The organism is Acinetobacter sp. WU_MDCI_Abxb74, assembly GCF_025513915.1.
Lineage (GTDB): Bacteria > Pseudomonadota > Gammaproteobacteria > Pseudomonadales > Moraxellaceae > Acinetobacter > Acinetobacter calcoaceticus_C.
Genome location: NZ_JAHPRP010000002.1, coordinates 35,658 through 58,169, shown reverse-complemented (window position 1 = coordinate 58,169; position 22,512 = coordinate 35,658). Strand labels below are relative to the sequence as shown.

General features: G+C 38.0%; 11 protein-coding genes. 4 read left to right on the top strand and 7 right to left on the bottom strand.

Annotated elements, in window-relative coordinates; translation table 11 throughout:
- Positions 1-123: 123 nt before the first annotated feature.
- The gene (ttcA, locus tag KTH84_RS06315) at positions 124-1,029 is read right to left on the bottom strand and encodes a tRNA 2-thiocytidine(32) synthetase TtcA (protein WP_003650120.1); all 906 of its coding nucleotides are present in this window, start codon (positions 1,027-1,029) and stop codon (positions 124-126) included.
- A 504-nt stretch (positions 1,030-1,533) separates the two neighbouring features.
- Here ttcA and KTH84_RS06310 point away from each other — a divergent pair.
- Both KTH84_RS06310 and htpX read left to right on the top strand, forming a co-directional pair.
- On the top strand, positions 1,534-2,394 hold the full coding sequence (locus tag KTH84_RS06310) for a lytic transglycosylase domain-containing protein (protein WP_262472524.1): 861 nt from the start codon (positions 1,534-1,536) through the stop codon (positions 2,392-2,394).
- 247 nt (positions 2,395-2,641) lie between these two features.
- Entirely contained in the window at positions 2,642-3,547 is a 906-nt protein-coding gene (gene htpX / locus KTH84_RS06305; protein WP_133972127.1) for a protease HtpX, read from the top strand.
- Positions 3,548-3,595: 48 nt separating this feature from the next.
- Here the strand turns inward: htpX and KTH84_RS06300 are convergent, their stop codons facing one another.
- Positions 3,596-4,174, bottom strand: coding sequence for a DUF4112 domain-containing protein (locus tag KTH84_RS06300; RefSeq protein WP_262472521.1), 579 nt, complete (start codon positions 4,172-4,174; stop codon positions 3,596-3,598).
- A 72-nt stretch (positions 4,175-4,246) separates the two neighbouring features.
- Positions 4,247-7,342 carry a multidrug efflux RND transporter permease subunit gene (locus KTH84_RS06295; protein WP_262472519.1) on the bottom strand — a complete coding sequence of 1,032 codons (3,096 nt, stop codon included), beginning with the start codon at positions 7,340-7,342 and terminating at the stop codon, positions 4,247-4,249.
- A 263-nt stretch (positions 7,343-7,605) separates the two neighbouring features.
- On the opposite strand from KTH84_RS06295, the gene KTH84_RS06290 reads away from it, so the two are divergent.
- Positions 7,606-8,748 carry a glycerophosphodiester phosphodiesterase gene (locus tag KTH84_RS06290; protein ID WP_262472517.1) on the top strand — a complete coding sequence of 381 codons (1,143 nt, stop codon included), beginning with the start codon at positions 7,606-7,608 and terminating at the stop codon, positions 8,746-8,748.
- Positions 8,749-8,792: 44 nt separating this feature from the next.
- On the opposite strand, the gene KTH84_RS06285 is transcribed toward KTH84_RS06290, so the two are convergent.
- Positions 8,793-9,755 carry an MBL fold metallo-hydrolase gene (locus tag KTH84_RS06285; protein ID WP_262472515.1) on the bottom strand — a complete coding sequence of 321 codons (963 nt, stop codon included), beginning with the start codon at positions 9,753-9,755 and terminating at the stop codon, positions 8,793-8,795.
- A gap of 106 nt (positions 9,756-9,861) precedes the next feature.
- Between KTH84_RS06285 and KTH84_RS06280 the strand changes: the two genes are divergently transcribed.
- On the top strand, positions 9,862-10,236 hold the full coding sequence (locus tag KTH84_RS06280; protein ID WP_202743090.1) for a diacylglycerol kinase: 375 nt from the start codon (positions 9,862-9,864) through the stop codon (positions 10,234-10,236).
- 174 nt (positions 10,237-10,410) lie between these two features.
- Here the strand turns inward: KTH84_RS06280 and groL are convergent, their stop codons facing one another.
- The 3 genes from groL to blp1 all read right to left on the bottom strand — a co-directional run bounded on the left by groL (position 10,411) and on the right by blp1 (position 22,291).
- On the bottom strand, positions 10,411-12,045 hold the full coding sequence (groL, locus tag KTH84_RS06275; protein WP_042898487.1) for a chaperonin GroEL: 1,635 nt from the start codon (positions 12,043-12,045) through the stop codon (positions 10,411-10,413).
- 58 nt (positions 12,046-12,103) lie between these two features.
- On the bottom strand, positions 12,104-12,394 hold the full coding sequence (groES, locus tag KTH84_RS06270) for a co-chaperone GroES (RefSeq protein ID WP_002120604.1): 291 nt from the start codon (positions 12,392-12,394) through the stop codon (positions 12,104-12,106).
- 240 nt (positions 12,395-12,634) lie between these two features.
- Positions 12,635-22,291 (bottom strand): biofilm-associated Ig-like repeat protein Blp1, encoded by a 9,657-nt coding sequence (gene blp1 / locus KTH84_RS06265; RefSeq protein ID WP_262472512.1) that lies wholly within the window; start codon positions 22,289-22,291, stop codon positions 12,635-12,637.
- Positions 22,292-22,512: the final 221 nt, after the last annotated feature.

Genomic DNA, 22,512 nt, shown 5'->3' with positions numbered 1-22,512 from the left:
GTTATAGCATGTAATTTAAATTTAGGGCTATGACTTTTTGTACGGAACATTCATTTTTTAGTATTTTGATACATTAAAGGCACTTATTTATAAAGTGCCTTTAACATTCTTTATGTCTATTGTTTATTCAGCAGCAAAGCTTAAGTTCACGACATCTAAACGGTTTTTAAGCTCTTCTGGATCTTTAAAATCCAGCTCACGCTGAGAATCTAGAGCTTCAAAATCAAACAGTTCACGGTCTGCTAACTGAGACGGAGATACGTTTTGTAACGCACCGAAAATGCTGTGTAAGCGTTTCGGATATTGTTTATCCCAGTCACGTAGCATTTCATTAAGCATGGCACGCTGTAAGTTTTCCTGCGAGCCACAAAGATTACACGGAATGATTGGGAACTGACGTAACTCGGCATATTTGATGATGTCTTTTTCTTCAACATATGCCAATGGACGAATCAGAATATTCTTCTTATCTGATGATAAAAGCTTTGGAGGCATCGCCTTTAAACTACCACCATGAAAAAGATTTAAGAAGAATGTTGCAAGAATGTCATCACGGTGATGCCCTAAAGCAACTTTAGTCGCACCGATTTCTTGAGCAAAGCCATATAAAGAACCACGGCGTAAACGTGAACACACTGCACAGTAGGTTTTACCTTCCGGTGTTAAACGCTTAGTAATGGTATAGGTGTCTTTTTCAAGAATGTAATATGGAATGTTATTCTCTTCCATATAACGTGGTAAAACATCTTCAGGAAAGCCCGGTTGCTTTTGGTCAAGGTTAACAGCGACCACATCAAAATTGATTGGGGCAATACGTTTAAACTGCAACATGATATCGAGCAAGGTATAACTGTCTTTACCACCAGAAACACACACCATGACCTTATCGCCCTCTTCAAGCATATTGAAGTCACGAATAGCATGCCCAACTTGACGGCGAAGCTTCTTGAGCAAACGGTAATAGGCCGAGCTTGTTGGAAGTTCAGGCTTAAAATTAAATCCCTGATTAGACTCAACTGGCGCGTACATAGACGAGGTATACCCATAAATAAAAATACCGCGCAATTTTATATGATTCGGACGAGAATCGCATCAAAAGAATAGTTTCAATTCTTGAAGCCGTCACATTGCTCCGGCATGATGCAAAAGTCTTGCTATTTTTTGACTGAAGCGTTCAAAATTTGTGCAAAGTGCTTACTTTTTGGACTTTTCCACAGTTTTCCACAAAACCTGTGGATAAAATTGTGGATTTCTTCGTACTTGACAAACTGTTGAGGCCTTCTGTTAAGGGTTTTATTTAAATTGATCATTTTTTAACCAATGTTTTTTAACCTTTAATATCAACATGTTATTCAAGTCAATAGAATCATTTTAAAAATAATTTTTAATTTTTTTTGATGAGCATTCGAACAAAACAGCTTGATTTTTTGAAAGAGTCGAAATAAAAAAAATTACACAAAAGTTCTTTCTGTAATATTTTTTGATAAACTCTTCGGCAAGTTTTGAATACCTTAAAATTGTGAATAACATAAAATGAAAAAATCGGTTCAATTTCTTTTTTCTTGTTTACTGGGGACGACCACTTTTTCGGTCGGCATAACGTCGACTTCAGCAGGCCAAATGTATATTTACCAAGATAAGAATGGTAGTACATTGCTGACTAACCGAAAAAGTTATGATCAATCACTTAAAAAAGTAAAAGTGACTTACTACCCTGACAGTAATATCCATAGTTATACGAACTGGGGAGCATCAGAAGCCTCTGTTCTGCCTAGCTACAATAAAAATAAAAATGCTTTTGATCATATTATTAAACAAGCTGCTCTACAGCATGGTGTATCTGAAGGCTTAATTAAGGCCGTTATGCATACTGAGTCAGGATTTAATGTAAATGCCCGCTCTCCAGTAGGGGCGCAAGGTCTTATGCAACTCATGCCTGCGACTGCACGTCGATTTAACGTGACCAATGCCTTTGATGCTCAGCAAAATATTTTTGCAGGTGCAAAATATTTAAGCTGGTTACTCAAGCGTTTTCGTGGCAATACACAAATGGCACTTGCTGCTTATAATGCAGGTGAAGGTAATGTTGATAAATACGGCGGTATTCCACCTTTTCGTGAAACACAAGATTATGTGCGCCGTGTAACGAGTCGATATCAAAACTTATATTCATCTGGTTCAGGTTTTTCATCTTTTTCTAATACTTCAGCGCAAGTCTCTTCTCAATCTTCTAATTTAGCTGAAAATACAACAGCTCAAACAGCAGCACCAGCACCTAAATATTCCTCTTCTCGTCAAATTGTGACTTTATCTAATGGAACATTTACCGATGCGCCTACAGGTACTTATGTCACGAACAATGCCACTGCAATTGCACATATTCGAATAGAATAAGAACATTTATTGACGGTTGTATTCCATCAGGTTTCTGGGCTTTAAATTGTAATGATCTATTACCTGATCTTTACCATTTAGGCTAATTTAGCCAATAATTCCTTAAATTTAGGTACATTCTATTACGTGAAAGAATGTATCAATTCCTTATTTTTTTCTTGAATTTTTCCCCTAAGCCCCGCATATTAGCTGCATGATTTAGAATTTGTAAATCAGATAACATTTTATTTATAAGAGGGTTTTCTCAATGATGCGGATTGGTTTGTTTTTGCTTACCAACCTCGCGGTACTGGTTGTAGCTGGCATTATTTTGTCACTCTTCGGTGTCGGTAGTTACCATGGCGCGGGTGGCTTGAATCTAGGCAACCTTTTAGTGATCTGTTTTGTATTTGGTATGGTGGGATCTTTAATCTCGTTATTCATGTCAAAATGGATGGCTAAGAAAACGACCGGTACAGAACTGATCGACCCGAATGCTCCCCGTAACCAAGCTGAAAGCTGGTTATTGCAAACAGTCGCTGAACTTTCTCAACGTTCTGGTATTAATATGCCAGAGGTTGGTATTTTTCCATCATATCAATCCAATGCCTTTGCAACAGGCTGGAATAAGAATGATGCCTTAGTTGCCGTTTCATCCGGTCTACTTGAACGTATGAATAAAGATGAGCTACGTGCTGTGCTTGCGCATGAGATTGGTCACGTTGCGAATGGTGATATGGTTACCCTAGCACTCATCCAAGGTGTCGTGAACGCCTTTGTTATGTTCTTTGCTCGTGTAGTCGGTGATTTTATCGACCGTAATGTTTTTGGTCGTCAAGATGGTGAAGCACCGGGTATGGGTTACTTCGTTATTACCATAGTATTAGATATCGTCTTTGGTATTCTCGCTTCTGCGATTGTGATGTGGTTCTCTCGTTATCGTGAATACCGTGCTGATGAAGCAGGTGCGCGTTTAGCAGGTAAACAAGCAATGATTTCTGCATTATTACGTCTACAAGCTGAGACAGAAATGCCAGATCAAATGCCAAAAGAAATGAAAGCTTTCGCGATTGCGGAAGGTAAAGAGCAAGGTTTTAGTCTAGCTGCCTTGTTCCAGACCCACCCAACAATTGAACAACGTGTGGCAGCTTTACATCAATTAGATTGCCCATAAAACGTTTAACGTGAAGTAATAAAGCCTCCAGTTGGAGGCTTTATTTTTTTATGACATGGTTTGATATAAACCCCAGAGATAACTTGCTCCCCACCAAATAGCCAAGCCAATTAAAAGCAGTACAAAGGCACCTAATAAATCGGGGATATGTAACCATAACCAACTAACTACGGGATTACGCCAAAAGGCTGAATGCTGCTGCTTCTTTTCGAGCTTTTCATGTAAATATGGATGAACAACATGAATATCGCTCTGGATCGCATATTCTTCACGTATGTGGGCGTGCACTACATCTAATGCTTTTCTACTAGGACGTATAAAAATATCAAAAATAGTGCCTGCAACCGGAACAAAACCCACTACAGCATCTACAACAGCCAGCTTAATCACTGGAGTTAACTTGTGTTGGGGCACGCCAATCTGTTTAGCTTTATAAATGGCATAGCATGTAAGGGCAAAACCAGCGATATCACCCGCAACAGGAATGGTACTTAATGCCGCATCTGCACCAATACCCTGCTTTGTAAAAGGAATACGCACTGCGCTGTCCATCATGGTGGCAAACTTGGCAAGGTCTCGTTCTAGCGCAATGACCTGCTGCTCTGTTAATTTTTTTTCTTGAGGCATCTAAATCAAATATATGAAGAGAAGTTGAACTTAATATACTTGATTTAACGCCTGTTTTTAAATTGTTTGCTGTTAACTCGAAGTTTTCGATCGAAACAATGAACGCAATAATACATACATCACTGGAATAAAGAATAAAACCAGCACAGTACCAAACATGACGCCACCTAAAATACTAATACCGATTTCCTGACGACTCACAGCCCCTGCACCTTGTGCAAAGACCAAAGGAAGTACTCCGGCACCAAAAGCCAAAGATGTCATTAAAATCGGTCTTAGACGCAAGCTAGCGCCTTCTAAAGCCGCTTCAATTGCATTCTTGCCCTTTTCTTGAGCCAACGCGGCAAACTCAACAATTAAAATTGCGTTTTTACACGACAAGCCAATCGTGGTTAACAATGCGATCTGGAAATAAACATCATTTGGCAGACCGAAAATATAAGAGAAAATAACGCTTCCCCCTACCCCAAGCGGAATAGAGGTCATCACAGCAGCGGGAATGCTCAAGCTTTCATATAGAGCTGCTAAACATAAGAAAATAAAGCCTGCTGAAATTAAATATAACCAGACTGCCTGATTTGTCGACTTCTGTTCTTCAAAAGATAAACCTGTCCACGCTAAACCCACATCCTTTTGCTGATTTACAAGTTGCTCAACATCTTTCATGGCCTGACCAGAACTGCTGTCACTCGCAACATCAGCCTGTAGTTGTAGAGCACTATAACCCATATAGCGTTTTACAATTTCAGGAGCCCCACCCCAACTAAAGTTAGCGAAGGAACTAAAAGGCACCATTTCATTTAGGTTATTACGTACGGACCAATTATATAAATCTTCAGGTTTCGATCTGAATTCAGCATCACCTTGGATCATGACACGCTTGATACGACCACGGTCAATAAAGTCATTCACGTAAGTTCCACCCCACGCACTCGACAGGGTGTTATTAATCGCAGGTAGCTCTAACCCATTTGCTAATGCCTGTTTCTGGTCAATTTTGATATTTAGGTTGGCTTTACTGTTGGTTGATTGCTTATCAAAGTTTTCAAAACTTGAGTAGTTTTTACTTTGAGTTTGCAACTGACGGAAGGTGCTATCTAGAAAATCTTGCCCCTGCCCATTTAAATCTTGAATCCATAAATCCAAACCATCAGTTTGACCTAGACCATTGACTGAAGCAGGTAAAGTCACATTGATTTGAGCATTATTAAAACGGCTAAAATATTTCATCGCACGCTTTTGTATAGCGTCTGCCGAATCCTCTTTTCCTGTACGCACATCCCACGGTTTTAAAGCAATAAATCCTTGGGCCAAGTTCTGCCCTGTACCTGAATAATTTCGGCCATAACGGATTAAAACCAAGTCGACATTTTTATCTTCTTGAGTCAGGAAATATTGACGAACTTGTTCTCCAATTTTCTGACTTTGAGAAATTGGGGCACTATCAACGAGTTTAATTTGAACGCTTAAAATGCCCTGATCTTCTTTAGGAATAAACCCACTTTTTAAACCACTATAAAACAGCATAAAAACAGCAATCAGAGCCACAAAAATCACAACAACCGATTTACTGTAACGAATACTTGTTTGTACGATCTTGATATATTGATTTTTAAGTTGATCAATTTTTTGGTTAAACCAAACTGCCCAACGCATAGGCTTAGGGTTAGGCTTTAAAATTAAGGCGCATAAAGCTGGTGTGAGGACTAATGCAACGACAAGCGATAACGCCATAGCGGCAACTAAGGTAATAGAAAACTGACGGTAAATCACCCCAATTGAACCGCCTAAAAAAGACATTGGAATAAAAACCGCAGTTAAAACCAATGTAATCCCTATTAAGGCTCCACTAATTTCACCCATAGACTCAATGGCTGCTTCTTTCGGTGTTAAATGCTGTTCATGCATGAGCCGCTCAACGTTTTCTACCACCACAATTGCATCATCGACTAACAAGCCAATGGCGAGCACCAGTGCAAATAACGTTAAGGTGTTAATACTAAAACCGAGCAGATATAAGACAGCAAAAGTCCCTAAAATAACAACCGGCACGGTAATACTCGGAATGAGTGTAGCGCGCCAGCTTTGTAAAAATAGGAACATCACCAAAATAACAAGAATAATCGCTTCAACAAGCGTTTTTACGACTTCCTTAATTGACTCTTGAACAAACGGCGTATTATCCCGCGGATAAACAATTTTATAACCCGCAGGCAATTTGTTTGTAAGCTCATCTAAAGTCTGATGAATAAGCTTAGAAGTTTGAATCGCATTCGCACCTGAAGACAGCGAAATACCTAAACCTGCGGCGGGATAACCATTAATGGTGTTAAAAGACTGATAGTTTTCTGCACCCAACTCAACTCTAGCAATATCTTTTAAATAGACATACCTCGCTGCTTGATTTGATTTCACGACAATATTTTTAAACTCTTCGACTGTTTTTAGTCGAGAGCCTGCTGTAACTTTAGTATTTAAATATTGCCCATCGATAACGGGTAAATCACCAAGTGCACCCGCGGCAACTTGAGTATTTTGAGCTGTAATCGCACTGGCAACATCACTTGGCATTAAATTGTATTGTTTTAATTTATCGGGATTTAGCCAAATTCGCATTGCATATTGCGAACCGAAAACATCTGACTCACCCACCCCTTCAATACGGTTCAGGTCATCTACCACATGCGTAGTTAAATAGTCCGATAGCTCAATATTGCCCGTTTTACCTGTCGAGTCATATAAACCTACTACCATAAAAGTATCGCCCAGAGACTTACTTACCGTCACTCCTTGGCGCTGTACTTCATCTGGTAAACGTCTTATTACACCACTAATGCTATTTTGTACTTGCACCTGTGCTGTATCTGGATTGGTTCCATTATCAAAACTAATCGTAATTCGGCTACGGCCCGACGAGTCACTGGTCGAACTGAAATAAAGTAAGTGATCAATCCCTTGTATTTGCTGCTCTAAAATCTGAGTAACACTTTGCTCAACCGTTTGCGCATCTGCCCCACTATAACTTGCCGACACTGTAATTTTTGGAGGGGCAATATCGGGATAGCGTTCAACGGGTAAATTCAGCACCGAGAAAATACCAAATGCCATAACAATAATTGCGAGTACACTGGCAAAAATAGGTCGCTGAATAAAAAATTTAGATAGCATGGCTGCTCAGAATTAAGTCGTCAATTAACAGGTGGCAACACCGAATTCGGCATCTTGATCATCAACGAGCGATATATAAAAGACAAGTAGAATTAACACAATAAATGCAATTAAGACAAAAACAAAGCCAGAATGGGCATTTCCTACAAACCCATAAAAAAGGTTTTAACAAGTGTCACTGAAAATTCATGAATTCTTCATGATCACGTCAAACTCAACGAGCAGACTAAATGCGTTTCGACTAAAACAATATGAGTAGAATTATGTTTAAAAAAGCAATTTTATGCTTAAGTTTAATTAGCTTAGTTGGTTGTAATGACGATGATAAAACTGAAAACACACCAACTACGCCAGAATATCAACTTCCTAAAATTTTAGTAGTAGGACACCGTGGCGCTAGCGCTTTACGTCCAGAACACACATTAGCTTCATATCAAAAAGCCATTGATGATGGTGCAGATTTTATTGAACCAGATCTAGTATCCACAAAAGATGGTGTATTGGTTACTCGCCATGAAAATGAGATTGGCGGCACAACCAATGTAAGTACCTTAAGCCAGTTTGCAGACCGTAAAATAACAAAAAATATTGATGGTAAAGACTTAACAGGCTGGTTTACGGAAGACTTCACTTTAAGTGAATTACAGCAACTTAAAGCGCGTGAACGTATTCCAGAATTCCGACCAGCAAACACAGCTTATAATGACCTTTACCCTGTCCCGACTCTAGAACAAGTTATTGAGCTGGCTGAAGCGAATTATAAAAAAACTGGAAAAATCATTGGTTTATATATTGAAACTAAACATCCGACTTACTTTAAAAATCATAATCTGGCGATGGAAGATAACCTTCTTAAAACCTTAGCCAAATATAAATATACACGTGATATTGCACCTGTCTATTTACAGTCTTTTGAAGTCAGCAATTTAAAATATCTAAAAGATCAACTGGACCTTCATAAAACGATTAAACATGCACAAATCATTCAACTATATGATGCCAAGACGTCACAACCAGCCGACTTCGTTGAATCTGGTGAAACTAAAACTTATGCTGATTTAGCCACAGCACAAGGTTTAAAAGATGTTGCTAAATATGCAAACGGTGTAGGACCAAGTAAAGGCTATATTCTTAACTTTAATGACAATGGCTCAGTTCAAACCACCTCATTTATTTCTGATGCCCATACTGTTGGCTTAAAAGTACATCCTTATACATTCCGTCCAGAAAATAATTTCTTACCAGCGCCTTTAAAATGCAGTCAAGATAAACCAGCTGAGCGCTGCCCAACTGGTGCTTTAAAAGAATTTGAAGCCTATTTCAAAGCAGGTGTTGATGGCGTCTTTACAGATGACCCAGCGCTTGGCCGTGAAGCCGTTATTAATTATGAAAAAGCAGCAAAATAATCAAAATTTCTAATAAAAAACAGGGCAATAAATGCCCTGTTTTTTTATTTCTCTACGACATTATCGAAATAAAGTGGGATCCACTGATATTGCTCGGCATTTACTTTATAAACATGACCAATGCCTGGGAATGGTAAATGTGGTGCAGCGACCCATTGCTGCTTATTTGAAATTTCAGCAAACATTTTTAAACGGGTATTAATCGCTTGCTCAGAGTTCACGTCAAAATCTACCCCAGTTTTTGGAGCATCAAATTGCAAAGAATGTGAGTGGACAATATCTCCGACAAAAATGATTTGCTGATCATTACTCTTTAAGCGGAAGCTGTGATGACCAGGTGTATGACCACGTGTATCGATCACTTCAAAGCCTTGAATGACATTACCATCTTTAAATGTCTTAAATGCTTTTTTTGCTTGATATGGGGCAAGAGCAGTCTTTACATTTTTCACAGTACCTAAGTAGCTTTCTTTTTTATCTGCTGGTACTGTTTTTTCAGAAGCTGGATTTAACCAATAATCAGCCTCGCGTTCATGTGCATAAACGGTTGCATTTGGAAATACAGCTTTTCCATTTTGAGTAATACCGCATACATGGTCTGGGTGTAAATGCGTGAGTAATACTGTTTTTATATTTGCCAGTTGATAACCTGCTAATTCAATATTTTTTGCAATCGAACCAAGTTGTGGGCCAAAACAACTTGCTGCGCCACTATCGACAAGCGTCAAACTTTTGCCATCATCTACTAAAAATGCATTGACCGAAGTTTGAATCCCCTTCTCATTCACAGCAGCATATTTAGTTAATATTTTAGTTTTCTGAGTCTGATTTAAATTTTTAAACAAGTTAGGATTTAGATAAATCGTGCCATCAAGTAAAGAGGTTACACGATATTTGCCAAATTGATGGTGATAATAACCAGGTACTTGTTGGGTAGGAGCTTGCTCGGCATAAGTTGCATGCATGCTACAAAATGCAAGACCCAAAGCTACACATAATTTTTTCATCTCTTCTTCTCTATTCAGTTATAAAGTCAAAATCTTTAAAAAAGATTTAATAATTTTTTAAGACCCAAACTATATAATGCATGAAAAGTGTCAGAAATATAAGTAAATGAATAGCTATTCTCCTTATAAGGGCAAAACTGGTCTTAAGCGTATATTAAATGCAATGGGCTACTCTATTTCCGGATTTAAAGCAGCATATAAAAATGAGGCAGCTTTCCGTCAAATTGTTTTGATTAATCTTATTTTAATTCCAATCAGTTTTTTTGTTGATGTAACTCGCAGTGAACATGTCTTACTCATTATTGTATGTTTATTTGCAATGATCGTTGAACTGTTCAATTCAGCTATTGAAGCAGTGGTTGATCGAGTTTCTCTTGAAAAACATCAGCTTTCTAAAAATGCCAAAGATATGGGAAGTGCGGCTCAATTTGTTGCACTTTCTATCACTGCCATTACATGGCTGTTCATTTTATTAGGATAAAAAAAACCATGCTTATAAGAAAATAAGCATGGCTGTAACAAAGAGGAACTTCTAGCTGCTGTTCCTGTTTTTTAATATAAGCAATTGAACTTAACTATTTCTTAAAATCACGTAAAAAATAAAAAAATCCCTGCTTAAGCAGGGATTTTTTTTAGTTCAAGCGTTGATGCGTTATCACATCATCCCGCCCATACCACCCATACCGCCCATATCTGGAACAGCTGCTTTATCTTCTGGAATATCAGTAATCATACATTCTGTAGTTAACATTAAACCAGCTACAGAAGCAGCGTGTTCAAGTGCAGAACGAGTTACTTTAGCAGGGTCAAGAATACCCATTTCTAACATATCGCCATATTCGCCAGTTGCAGCGTTATAACCGAAGTTACCTTCACCAGCTTTAACTGCATTGATAACTACAGATGGCTCATCACCAGCATTTGAAACGATTTGACGAAGTGGAGCTTCGATCGCACGGCGTAAAATATTGATACCCGCTGTTTGATCTTCGTTAATGCCTTTTAAGCCGTCTAAAGCATTTACCGCACGTACTAGCGCAACACCACCACCAGCAACCACGCCTTCTTCAACTGCTGCGCGAGTTGCATGAAGTGCATCGTCTACACGGTCTTTCTTCTCTTTCATTTCAACTTCAGTTGCCGCACCGATTTTAATTACAGCAACACCGCCTGCTAATTTAGCAACACGTTCTTGTAATTTTTCACGGTCATATTCTGAAGAAGATTCTTCAATTTGAGCACGGATTTGTTGAACACGCTCAGCAATAGCAGCTGCATCGCCAGAACCATCAACAATCACAGTGTTTTCTTTAGAAACAGTGATCTTGTGTGCAGTACCTAAATCTTGAAGAGTCGCTTGCTCTAAAGACATACCAACTTCTTCAGAAATAACAGTTGCGCCAGTCAAGATCGCGATGTCTTGAAGCATTGCTTTACGACGATCACCAAAACCAGGAGCTTTAACAGCACATACTTTGATAATACCGCGCATGTTGTTTACAACAAGTGTAGCAAGCGCTTCGCCTTCAACATCTTCAGCGATGATAAGAAGTGGTTTACCAGTTTTCGCAACTGCTTCTAAAACAGAAATCAATTCACGAATGTTACCGATTTTTTTGTCAACAAGAAGAATGAACGGGTTTTCAAGCTCAGCCGTTAAAGTATCTTGCTTATTTGCAAAGTACGGAGAGATATAACCACGGTCAAACTGCATACCTTCTACAACGTCTAATGCGTCTTCAAAGCCAGAACCTTCTTCTACAGTGATTACGCCTTCTTTACCTACTTTTTCCATCGCTTGAGCGATAAGTTTACCAACAGTAGTATCAGAGTTAGCAGAGATAGAACCAACTTGTTCGATCGCTTTAAAATCATCAGCAGGTTTTGAATTTAAACGTATATTTTCAACCACAGTTCTTACTGCGATATCGATACCACGTTTTAAATCCATTGGGTTCATACCTGCAGTTACAGATTTGATCCCTTCATTTAAAATTGCTTGAGCAAGTACAGTTGCAGTTGTTGTACCGTCACCAGCGATGTCGTTAGTTTTGCTTGAAACTTCACGAACAAGTTGAGCACCCATGTTTTCAAACTTGTCTTTTAATGAAATTTCTTTAGCAACAGTTACACCGTCTTTAGTGATGTGGGGAGCGCCGAAAGAACGGTCAATAACAACGTTACGACCTTTAGGGCCTAAAGTCACTTTAACAGCATCTGCAAGTACGTTTACGCCTGCAATCATTTTTGAGCGAGCTGAATCACCAAATTTTACGTCTTTAGCTGACATATTAAACTCCGAATCTTTTTAAATACTGAATCTGATAATGAATTGAGTTATGGATTGATTAGCCTTCCAACACAGCTAAAATGTCTGACTCTTTCATGATTAAGAGTTCTTCACCACTTACTTTCACTGTTGTACCTGCATAAGTACCAAACAATACTTTGTCACCAACTTTAACATCTAAAGCACGTACGCCATTCTCAGTGATTTGACCATTACCTACTGCAATGACTTCACCTTGCGATGGTTTCTCAGCAGCAGAACCTGGAAGTAAAATACCACCAGCAGTTTTGGTTTCTTCTTCTACGCGACGAATTACAACGCGATCATGTAATGGACGAATGTTGCTCATAATTAACTCCACCAGACTTAGTCTTTTTGATTAATTGCTATTGCCTTAATCCAGAGCAATAACAAAATATTTAGATGTCACTTTTGTGGGGATGAAAAAAAACGCTTCAAGGGGAAAATGAAAAAAAACTTATCTTTTTTGGTCATTTTTTAACAGGTTGTGAAGAGTTTTTATTAAATTTAAAGCACAAAATAAAAGGGACTATTTTCATAGCCCCTTTTATTAAAAAAAATAACAATATTAAACAACAAGTTGTTGGTTATTTAACAATTCATCCAATGTTGTATTTACATGATTCAAAGTAATCAATGAAATACTACTAAACATTGTACCTTCACCATCTCGGTCAAGACTAATAGTCGTGTTTCCAGCATCTTGCTCTACAGTAATAAATTTCGCTAATGTGCTCACATCTTTAGAGTAGTCAATTAATAATTCACTTAAATCGATTTTGTCAGCTTGGAGGTCAGTTCTTACATCACCTAAAGTAAAATCTAACACCGTATCATGTCCATTCCCGCCAGTCGCATCTTGGCTATTTAGCAATTGGAACAGAATGGTATCGGCACCTTCATTAGTCATATAGGTATCGTTACCTTCACGCCCATTCAAAACGTTATTACCAGAGTTACCTGTTAAAAGGTTATCTAAAGTATTGCCTGTTGCATTTAGATGGGCAGAACCAACCAGCTCCAAGTCTTCAACATAACGACCACTTTCCAAAAACGAATCTACGGTCATGGGATCATTTACTGTTTGATATAAACCAACCAAACTGTAATTAACAGAACTGATAATTTTATCATGCCCGCCTAAATCCACATCCTTATAATCAAAACCAACTAGTTGAGGTTCCAAATAACCATTTAGGACCCAAATATTTTCATAATGGCTTGTATCAATCCAAGTCTCTTCATTATGACCATCAAACACATATTGTTGCTCATAATAGCCTTGCTCAATCCATTGAGATTCATAATGTCCATCTTGAACGAACTGTTGTTCAAAATGTCCAATCTCTTCAGTATAAGGACCCGTTAGTCCATATCCTGGCTGCCATTGATTTAAATTATAATCATAATAACTATTAACATATTGATTATACGAACCATCATCCAAATAGTAATTTACGCCATGTTGATCAGTATAGACATCTCTTGTGCCATCAACGATCCATGTATCTTGATAATAGCTAGTATCAATCCAAATATCTTGGGAGTAACTTGTGTCAATCCAAACATTCTCAAAATGGCTTGTATCTACCCATATATTATCAGTATAACCAGAAGTTACCCATTGCTCCTCATAATGACTTGTATCTATCCAGACATCCTCAAATACTTCAACAAGAGCAACTCCATACTCTTGAACAAAATCACTTGTATTATCAACTACATACGTATTATCCGTAGCGTCACCTTTAAACTGATCAACAGTGATTGTAGTTAAATCACTAATTGCTTTATTGATAGTTTCACTACGATTTCCAGCACGATCAATAACGGTAAAGTCAAATGATGTTGCATTCCCATACCTATAAGTAGAGAAAATTCCATCTGCCATGACCGTAGTACTCGTTACAGAAGGTTCTTGATTAGCAAAATAATAAGTGACTTCAATAGTAGCATTGCTTTCGGCATGTCCTACCAGCCCATTACCCCATTCATTTATGGCAAGCTGGGTGACCACTTTCGGTGCTGTTGTATCATTTATAGCAACAACCGTTGTACCCACACTTACATTTTGATTGGTATCAACTACTTTTACCGTCAATGTTTCGCCATGCCAATATTGTGACCATAATTGTGTTAAGAAACTACCTTCTCTTCCGACAGTAGTTTGCCCAACCTGATTGTTATCAGCATCAAAAATATTAACAGTTGAATATGCTTCCGCTTGTCCTGAAAGTACATTTCCATCTTCTAACACAAGCTGAGTTGCTGCATTTGGCGCGACGATGTCTATAGGTGCCTTAATTTCAGTATAAGCGCTTTGATACCCATTATGCTCCACAACAACGCGTAAAGTTTGCCCACTTGCCTGAGGTGGGTATAACTGGATATTAAAATGCCCCGTTTCATCTACATAACCACTGGCAATAGGATTACTATGTATATCAAAAATACGCACACTACTATCTGGTGTAGCAGTTCCCTCAATAAAGAAACCGTTTGCAGATACGATAACATGATCTGCTGATGGTGGTGCATTAGTGTCTAGATTAAAAGTAATATTAAATGGGGTACTTTTATTATTAGCTAAATCCGTTGCCGTGATAAATAACTGCTCTCCACGTAATAGGGGTGGATAAATACTAGTACTGAAATATCCTAATTCATCCGATTGAGATTCTGCTCGTAAATTCCCATCCGCATCCATTACCTGAATGATTGCTTTTGAATCAGTTTGCCCAGTAATACCATATCCATCATTGTTAATTACCACTTCATTAATTACTGGAGCAATATTGTCTAAAGGCGCAATAATTTCAGTGATTAGGCTATATTGATTCGTATTATGGTCATAAACTCGAACTTGTAATGTCTGCTCCTGTAAATAATAGTCATTTAATTGAATAGCAAAACTACCATCCTCATTCACTGTACTGTCCCACAACCAATTAATGCTCTGACCATTGACTGATGTTACAGCGACCATCATCCCCGCTGTTGCCTTTCCTGTCAGAATATGGCCATCTACATCCAGTTTTAGCTCTGTTGCAGCAATTGGTGAGTTGGTAAATAAGGGTACTATTTCGTGAACAACTTCACTGCGGTTACCAGCTTTATCTTTGACAACGATACTTAAATTTTGTGTCTGGTATTGACTCAAATTGATCCATTGATTAAAGACCCCACCATATCCAACATCAGTTGTTGTGATAACTGCACCATATTGATCAATAATTTCAATCGTTGCATTTGGCTCAGCCTCACCAAAAAGCAATCCGTCTGACGTTAACGTAATATTTGAAGCAGTTGGCGGTGCAACATTATCAATTAAAGCATTTTGTTTAACTTCTATACTTCGGTTACCCGCTTGATCAATTACAACAAAAGTAAGCTCTTCCCCATGTAAATAAACCTGATATAAATAACCCGAAGCCTTACCAGTACTGTCTACATAACTAGAACCTATCACGTCACCAGCAGCATTTTTAACTTCGATATGACTATTTGCTTCAGCTTGTGCTGAAAAGTTTTGACCATTTTCATTGAAAATGACGTTTTCAATCGGATTTGGCACAACGTCATCAAGTAAAGTATTTAACTTCACTTCAGCACTACGGTTACCAGCACGATCTACTACAACAAAAGTAAGCTCCTCTCCATTTAAGTACAATTTATAAAAGGAGCCTGAGACATTACCCGCACTGTCTACATAACCAGAGCCTATAACTTCACCAGCATTATTTGTAACTTCGATTCGACTATCTACATCTGCTTGTGCTGTAAAGTTCTGTCCATTTTCATTCAAGACGATGTTTTCGATCGGATTCGGTGCAATATCATCAATCAAAGCATTTTGCTTAAACTCAATACTTTGATTACCTGCTTTATCTATAACGATAAAAGTGAGTTCCTCACCTTTTAAATAAACTTGGCTGAACTGACCTGTCACATTACCAGTGCTATCAACATAACCATAACCGACAAACTCACCTGCAGCATTTTTGACACTAATAAAACTATTTGCTTCTGCTTGTGCCGTAAAGCTTTGACCATTTTCATTAAAGATAATATTTTCAATCGGCTTTGGTGCAATGGTATCCACCAAAGCATTTAACTTCACTTCATCACTACGGTTACCTACTCGGTCTATGACAACGAAAGTGATTTCTTCTCCACGTAAATAAACTTGGTAGAAGTAACCCGTCACACTACCAGCTCCATCTGCATAACCATATCCTACAGATTCACCAGCAGCATTTGTGATTTCTATCCGACTATTTGCTTCCGCTTGTGCTGTAAAGTTTTGACCGTTCGTATCAAGTACAATATTTTTAATCGGATTTGGCGCAATATCATCAAATGGAGCCTTAACTGAAACAGCTTCACTCACATTTCCAGCTCGGTCTTTAACAGTGACTGTGAACTCTTCACCATGTAAATTGTAAGTACCGAAAGAAATAGTGAATGTACCATCAGCGTTTACACTATAATCCCACGTATTCATCTGCTGACCATTTTGATCAAAAATCTGGATGAAGGTATTCGGCTCAGCCACACCAGAAAGGGACGAACCATCTTCATTGAATGTAAGATTACTTGCAGCCGCGGGAGCAATATCATCAAGCGGTGCTTTTACAGTAACCCCACCACTCATATTACCAGCCCGATCTACTACAACTACCTTAAACTCTTCGCCATGCAAGTAGTTACTGTATAAAGAGATGTTAAATGTTCCATCCCAATTAACATTATTATTCCACTGATTTACCAATTGACCATTCTGATCAAATATTTGAATCGTAGCATTTGGCTCAGCCATACCAGTTAGATATGAGCCATCTTCACTAAATACTAAATTAGTCGCATTTTCTGGTGCAGTATTATCAAGAAAGGCTGTTTGTTTTACTTCAACGCTGCGATTACCGGCTTGATCAATTACAACAAAAGTGAGTTCCTCACCTTTTAAATAAACTTGATTCAAGTAACCCGAGACATTACCAGCACTATCTACATAACCAGTACCTACAAGCTCACCCACAGCATTTTTAACTTCAACTTGGCTATTTGGTTCTGCTTGCGCTGTAAAGTTTTGACCATTTTCATTGAAAATGATGTTTTCAATCGCATTCGGAGCAATGTCATCAATTAAAGCATTCTGTTTGACCTCTACACTGCGGTTCCCCGCTCGGTCAACGACAACAAAAGTGAGTTCTTCTCCATGTAAATAGACTTGATATAAATAACCTGAAACATTGCCCATGCTATCGGTTGAACCATATCCTATGACTTCACCAGCAGCATTTTTGATTTCAATTTGAGTATTTGCTTCTGCCTGAGCTGTAAAGTTCTGTCCGTTCGCATCAAGTACAATATTTTCAATCGGATTTGGTGCAACATCATCAGTTAAAGCGTTTTGCTTGATCTCTGCACTACGGTTACCCGCCTGGTCAACGACAACAAAAGTGAGTTCTTCTCCATGTAAATAGACTTGATATAAATAACCTGACACATTACCAGCACCATCTACATAACCTGAACCTACCACCTCACCTGCAGCATTTCTAACTTCAATTTGAGTATTTGCTTCTGCTTGTGCCGTAAAGTTTTGACCGTTTGAGTCAAGTACAATATTTTCAATCGGATTTGGTGCAATATCATCAATCAAAGCATTCTGCTTAACTTCTGTACTACGGTTACCCGCTCGATCTACAACGATGAAAGTTAATTCTTCTCCATGTAAATAGACCTGATACAAGTGACCAAAAACATTGCCTGTGCTATCTGCTGATCCATAACCAATAATGTCACCATTGGTATTTTTAATTTCAATCTGGCTATTTGCTTCAGCCTGAGCTGTAAAGCTCTGACCATTGACATCAAATACAATATTTTCAATCGGATTTGGCGCAATATCATCATTCAAAGCATTCTGCTTGACCTCTGCACTGCGGTTACCCGCTCGATCTATCACGATAAAAGTAAGTTCCTCGCCGTGTAAGTAAACTTGCGGGAAATAACTAAATACATTACCTGAGCTATCCGCATAGCCAGAAGCAATCTTATTTCCAGCCTGATCTAATACATCAATAGAGCTTCCAGCTTCTGCCTGAGCTGTAAAGCTTTGGCCATCTTCGTTGAAGATGATATTTTCAATCGGATTTGGTGCAATGGTATCAATTAAAGCATTTTGCTTAAATTCAACACTGCGGTTACCAACTCGATCTATGACAACAAAAGTAAGTTCCTCACCATGTAAATAGATTTGATTAAAAGAACCAGAGGCATTACCAGCACTATCTGTAGAGCCCCAACCTGTCTGATTACCCAATGAGTCAAAAACTTCGATCTGACTATTTGCTTCTGCTTGTGCTGTAAAGTTTTGACCGTTTGCATCAAGTAAAATATTTTTAATTGGATTCGGCGCAATATCATCAAGTGGAGCGTTTATTGAAACAGCTTCACTCACATTTCCAGCTTGGTCTTTAACAGTGACCGTGAATGCCTCTCCATGTAAATTATTGCTGCCTAAGGAAATAGTAAATGTACCGTCCGAATTTATGCTGTTATTCCATATATTCACGAGCTGACCATTATGATCAAAAACCTGAATCGTAGTATTTAGTTCTGCTACACCTGTCAGATATGAACCGTCTTCTGAGAAAACTAAATTGCTGGCTGCTGTAGGAGCAACCGTATCAGCGGTAATTACAGTATCAGTGCTTACTTGCCCACGAGCATCTGTAATTGATAAGAAAAGCTGCTCGCCATCGACAAGAGGACGGTCAAGCTGGAGTTTAAAATAACTTGATCCATTCCAACCGTTATCTTCACCGACTTTAATTTCAGCTACGACTTCACCTTTGGCATCTTTAACAACAAGAGTACTATTATTTTCAGCTTGCCCACTTATCACTCCGTCTGAAGTAAAGCTATCTACATATGGGGCAAAAGCATAGTTAGGTGCCTGTATCTGAGCAGCTAAACTTACGTTTCCATTTACATCTGTAGCCGTGACATAAACAGTCTCAGCATTGGTTAAAAACATACCTAATTCTATCGAGAAACTTCCACTTTCATCGGTCCAGTTATTCCAAAACCATTTATTAAGAATGTTTCCTTGCCCATCTTTAATTAAAATTTCAGAGAAAGGTTCTGCATGACCATAAACTAGATCACCAATATCATTGAAATTTAAATCTGTTGGAACAGGTGGAGGAGTCAGATCTACAATGATATTCTGCTCAGGGCTCATCAAACCTTTATTATCAACAATTTGAACGGAAATCTGCTCTCCATCAATTAAAGGACGGTTTACACTCAAGCTAAAATGACTAAAGTCACTCCCACTATTATCATCACCTAATGTAACTTTTCCTAATTCATTACCCTCAGCATCACGCACAATTACCGTACTATTATCTTCAGCAACCCCAGAAATTAAACCTTCTTGTGTAATACGTTCAACATGTGGAATATAAGCAAAGTTTGGAACCTCGATTAGAGCTTCACTAATATTCTGATTTTTATCTACTACTTGTACGGTAACCGATTCGCCTTCTTTTAAAAATTGGAATACAGATAAGCTTGCAAAACCTTGCTCATCTGTAACACCGTTAGCGATTAGATTTCCTGTTCCGGAAAATACAAGAATAAAGCTGTTAGGTTCATTAACATGTACTGATAAAGTTTCACCACTTACATCAAATTGTGGAGTTTCTAAAAATACTGCTGGGGTATAGTCTGCTGTAATATATTGCGGATGGCCTGAAATATTATCTTTATCTGTAGAGATAATAATATGAGTCCCTTCCTCTAAAGGCTGATCGAGAGACAAAGTAAATGGTCTTACTTCACCTAATGCCATTACACTAAATGGAGTAATACCAGAGTTATCAAATGCAATCGAATTAAACTCTTGTAGAATATTTCCATCTTGATCTTTTACAATAAAGTGGCTGCCTTCAGTCGCATAGCCGATGATTATACCTTCTGGACTAATTCGTAGAATACTAAGAGCTGGAACTTCAGTAACTAGACCAATTGATGAGTGTTCACTGCTGTATCCATTATAAGTAGCGACGGCATAAACTTCTTGATTTGAACTAATTGAAAGGTCTTGTAGAGTAAATTTACCCTCATCATTAATTATTGTACTTGCAAGCCAATCACCATTTTTATTGTAGATATCAATCTTGCTTCCTTTATAAGCACTACCTGAAATGATAGCTCCATCTAGATTGTTGAAAGTTAGAGAATCTAGTATTGGCGAATTTGGAGTATGGTCTACACTATAACTATGCACTTGTTGAATAATCGCTGTATTACCAGCTTGGTCAGTAAGACTAATATCAACTAATATATTAGTTTCCAACTGTTCTGACCACAGAAGATCTGCTGGAATTTCGGCAACCCATTCTTGGGTTACTTCATCAAAATAAAAGTTATAAAGAACATCATTTAAGGTAGTATTTACCGTAATCAGCGCGCTGTTTAAATCTGTTGGTAGATTATCTACTTCAAGCCTTATTGAAATAACTTGATCTTTTTCAACTAAACTTATCTTATTATCTACAGTAATTGGTTTAACAGTTACTGTACTTTCTTGAATATTTAAAGAATTATCTACCATCACTTTTTGCACAGCAGTTTCTGATGTATTGCCTGCAAGATCTGTCACCACAGCTTTGTATTGGTAAACACCATCAGCTAAATCTTTTTGATCTGCCGTGGTAATTTGCCAAGTTTTTCCATCATCTTTAGAAATTTCATAATGATCTAGTAAAGCTGCTTGTTCTCCGATCACAATCGGTTGGGTCAACTTCAAAGTAAAACTATTATCTTGCGTGATCTGGTCCGTTGTTGAGGCACCTGTATCGTTCAAATCAGAGAAAGTCAGTTCACCGGCTTTCGGTGCTGCTGTATCAATAACGACTTTTTGCACAGCGGTTTCTGACGTGTTGCCTGCAAGATCCGTCACCACAGCTTTATATTGGTAAACACCATCAGCTAAATCTTTTTGATCTGCCGTGGTAGTTTGCCAAGTTTTTCCGTCATCTTTAGAAATTTCATAATGATCTAGTAAAGCTGCTTGTTCTCCGATCACAATCGGTTGGGACAACTTCAAAGTAAAACTATTATCTTGTGTAATCTGGTCAGTTGCCGAAACACCTGTATCGCTCAAATCAGATAAAGTTAGTTCACCTGCTTGAGGTGCTGTTGTATCTACAACCACCTTTTGTACAGCAGTTTCGGATGTATTACCTGCAACATCTGTGACTACAGCTTTATATTGATAAGTACCATCAGCTAAATCTTTTTGAGCTACTGTTGTTTCCTGCCAAGTCTTTCCTTCATCTTTCGATAACCAGTAAGTGATTTGGCTATTTATTTCTTGTCCATTAATCTTTAAATCAAAAGTTTTATCTTGTGTAATTTGATCCGTTGTTGAAACGCCTGTATCGCTCAAATCAGATAAAGCCAGTTCACCTGCTTTTGGCGCAGCTGTAGTATCCACCACTACTTTTTGTATAGCGGTTTCAGATGCATTTCCAGCTCGATCTGTCACTACAGCTTTATAAAGATAACTTCCGTCAGCTAAATCCTTTTGAGTTACTGTTGTTTCCTGCCAAGTCTTTCCTTCGTCAGTAGAAACTAAATACGTTACTCTACTACCACTTTCTTGTCCCTCAATCTTTAAATTGAAGTTTTTATCTTGAGTGATCTGGTCCGTTGTTGAGGCACCTGAGTCCAAAAGATTTTTGAGAATCAAATTACCTGACTCAGGAGGGGTCGTATCTTTAGGATCTTTCCGCGACAATAAAGCAATTGTTCCTGCACCCGCTAAAGCACTGACCACCCCAGACCAGATAGGTACAGAAGATGAAGCATCTATAAATTTTGGTGCATCTTTTAATTCTAGATAATTAACTGTAGTTTGCCCTGTGGCATCTTCACCCAAATTGGCAGTCCAATAACTCTGCCCTTCATTTAAAAGAATTTGTGGGTTTTCGCTGATAAAAAAGTTTTCTAAAACAATTTCAGTTCCATCTTTTAGATGAATAATTGCTTTATTTCCCTCTCTTGTTATTGAGGAAATTTTGTCTGGACTTATATCTAATTTTGCGATTGTTTGGGGATCTATTACAATATTTTTTGTCTGGCCTACATGAATATCAACTGTATTATTTTTTGAAGCGTTATTTGCCATTAATGATACTTGTACCATTTTTCCACCATGAAATTTTAAATAATTATTAAGTTTTTCTAAAATATTAAGTAAAATAGAAACTCATTTTTATAAAATATTATTAAATTCCATAAAATACTAAACCCTTTATTATAGCTGCTTAAAAATCGCGGCTTTTTATATAGTTAAAAATTTTTACGTATCCATTAATATTATTTTAAAATGATAAAACATTTAGAATGTTTTCCTATTCCCCATAT

Bases quoted from the DNA above. Each gene is read 5' to 3' on its own strand.
- ttcA (WP_003650120.1), bottom strand. From the start codon at position 1,029: ATGTACGCGCCAGTTGAGTCTAATCAGGGATTTAATTTTAAGCCTGAA.
- KTH84_RS06310 (WP_262472524.1), top strand. From the start codon at position 1,534: ATGAAAAAATCGGTTCAATTTCTTTTTTCTTGTTTACTGGGGACGACC.
- htpX (WP_133972127.1), top strand. From the start codon at position 2,642: ATGATGCGGATTGGTTTGTTTTTGCTTACCAACCTCGCGGTACTGGTT.
- KTH84_RS06300 (WP_262472521.1), bottom strand. From the start codon at position 4,174: ATGCCTCAAGAAAAAAAATTAACAGAGCAGCAGGTCATTGCGCTAGAA.
- KTH84_RS06295 (WP_262472519.1), bottom strand. From the start codon at position 7,342: ATGCTATCTAAATTTTTTATTCAGCGACCTATTTTTGCCAGTGTACTC.
- KTH84_RS06290 (WP_262472517.1), top strand. From the start codon at position 7,606: ATGTTTAAAAAAGCAATTTTATGCTTAAGTTTAATTAGCTTAGTTGGT.
- KTH84_RS06285 (WP_262472515.1), bottom strand. From the start codon at position 9,755: ATGAAAAAATTATGTGTAGCTTTGGGTCTTGCATTTTGTAGCATGCAT.
- KTH84_RS06280 (WP_202743090.1), top strand. From the start codon at position 9,862: ATGAATAGCTATTCTCCTTATAAGGGCAAAACTGGTCTTAAGCGTATA.
- groL (WP_042898487.1), bottom strand. From the start codon at position 12,045: ATGTCAGCTAAAGACGTAAAATTTGGTGATTCAGCTCGCTCAAAAATG.
- groES (WP_002120604.1), bottom strand. From the start codon at position 12,394: ATGAGCAACATTCGTCCATTACATGATCGCGTTGTAATTCGTCGCGTA.
- blp1 (WP_262472512.1), bottom strand. From the start codon at position 22,291: ATGGTACAAGTATCATTAATGGCAAATAACGCTTCAAAAAATAATACA.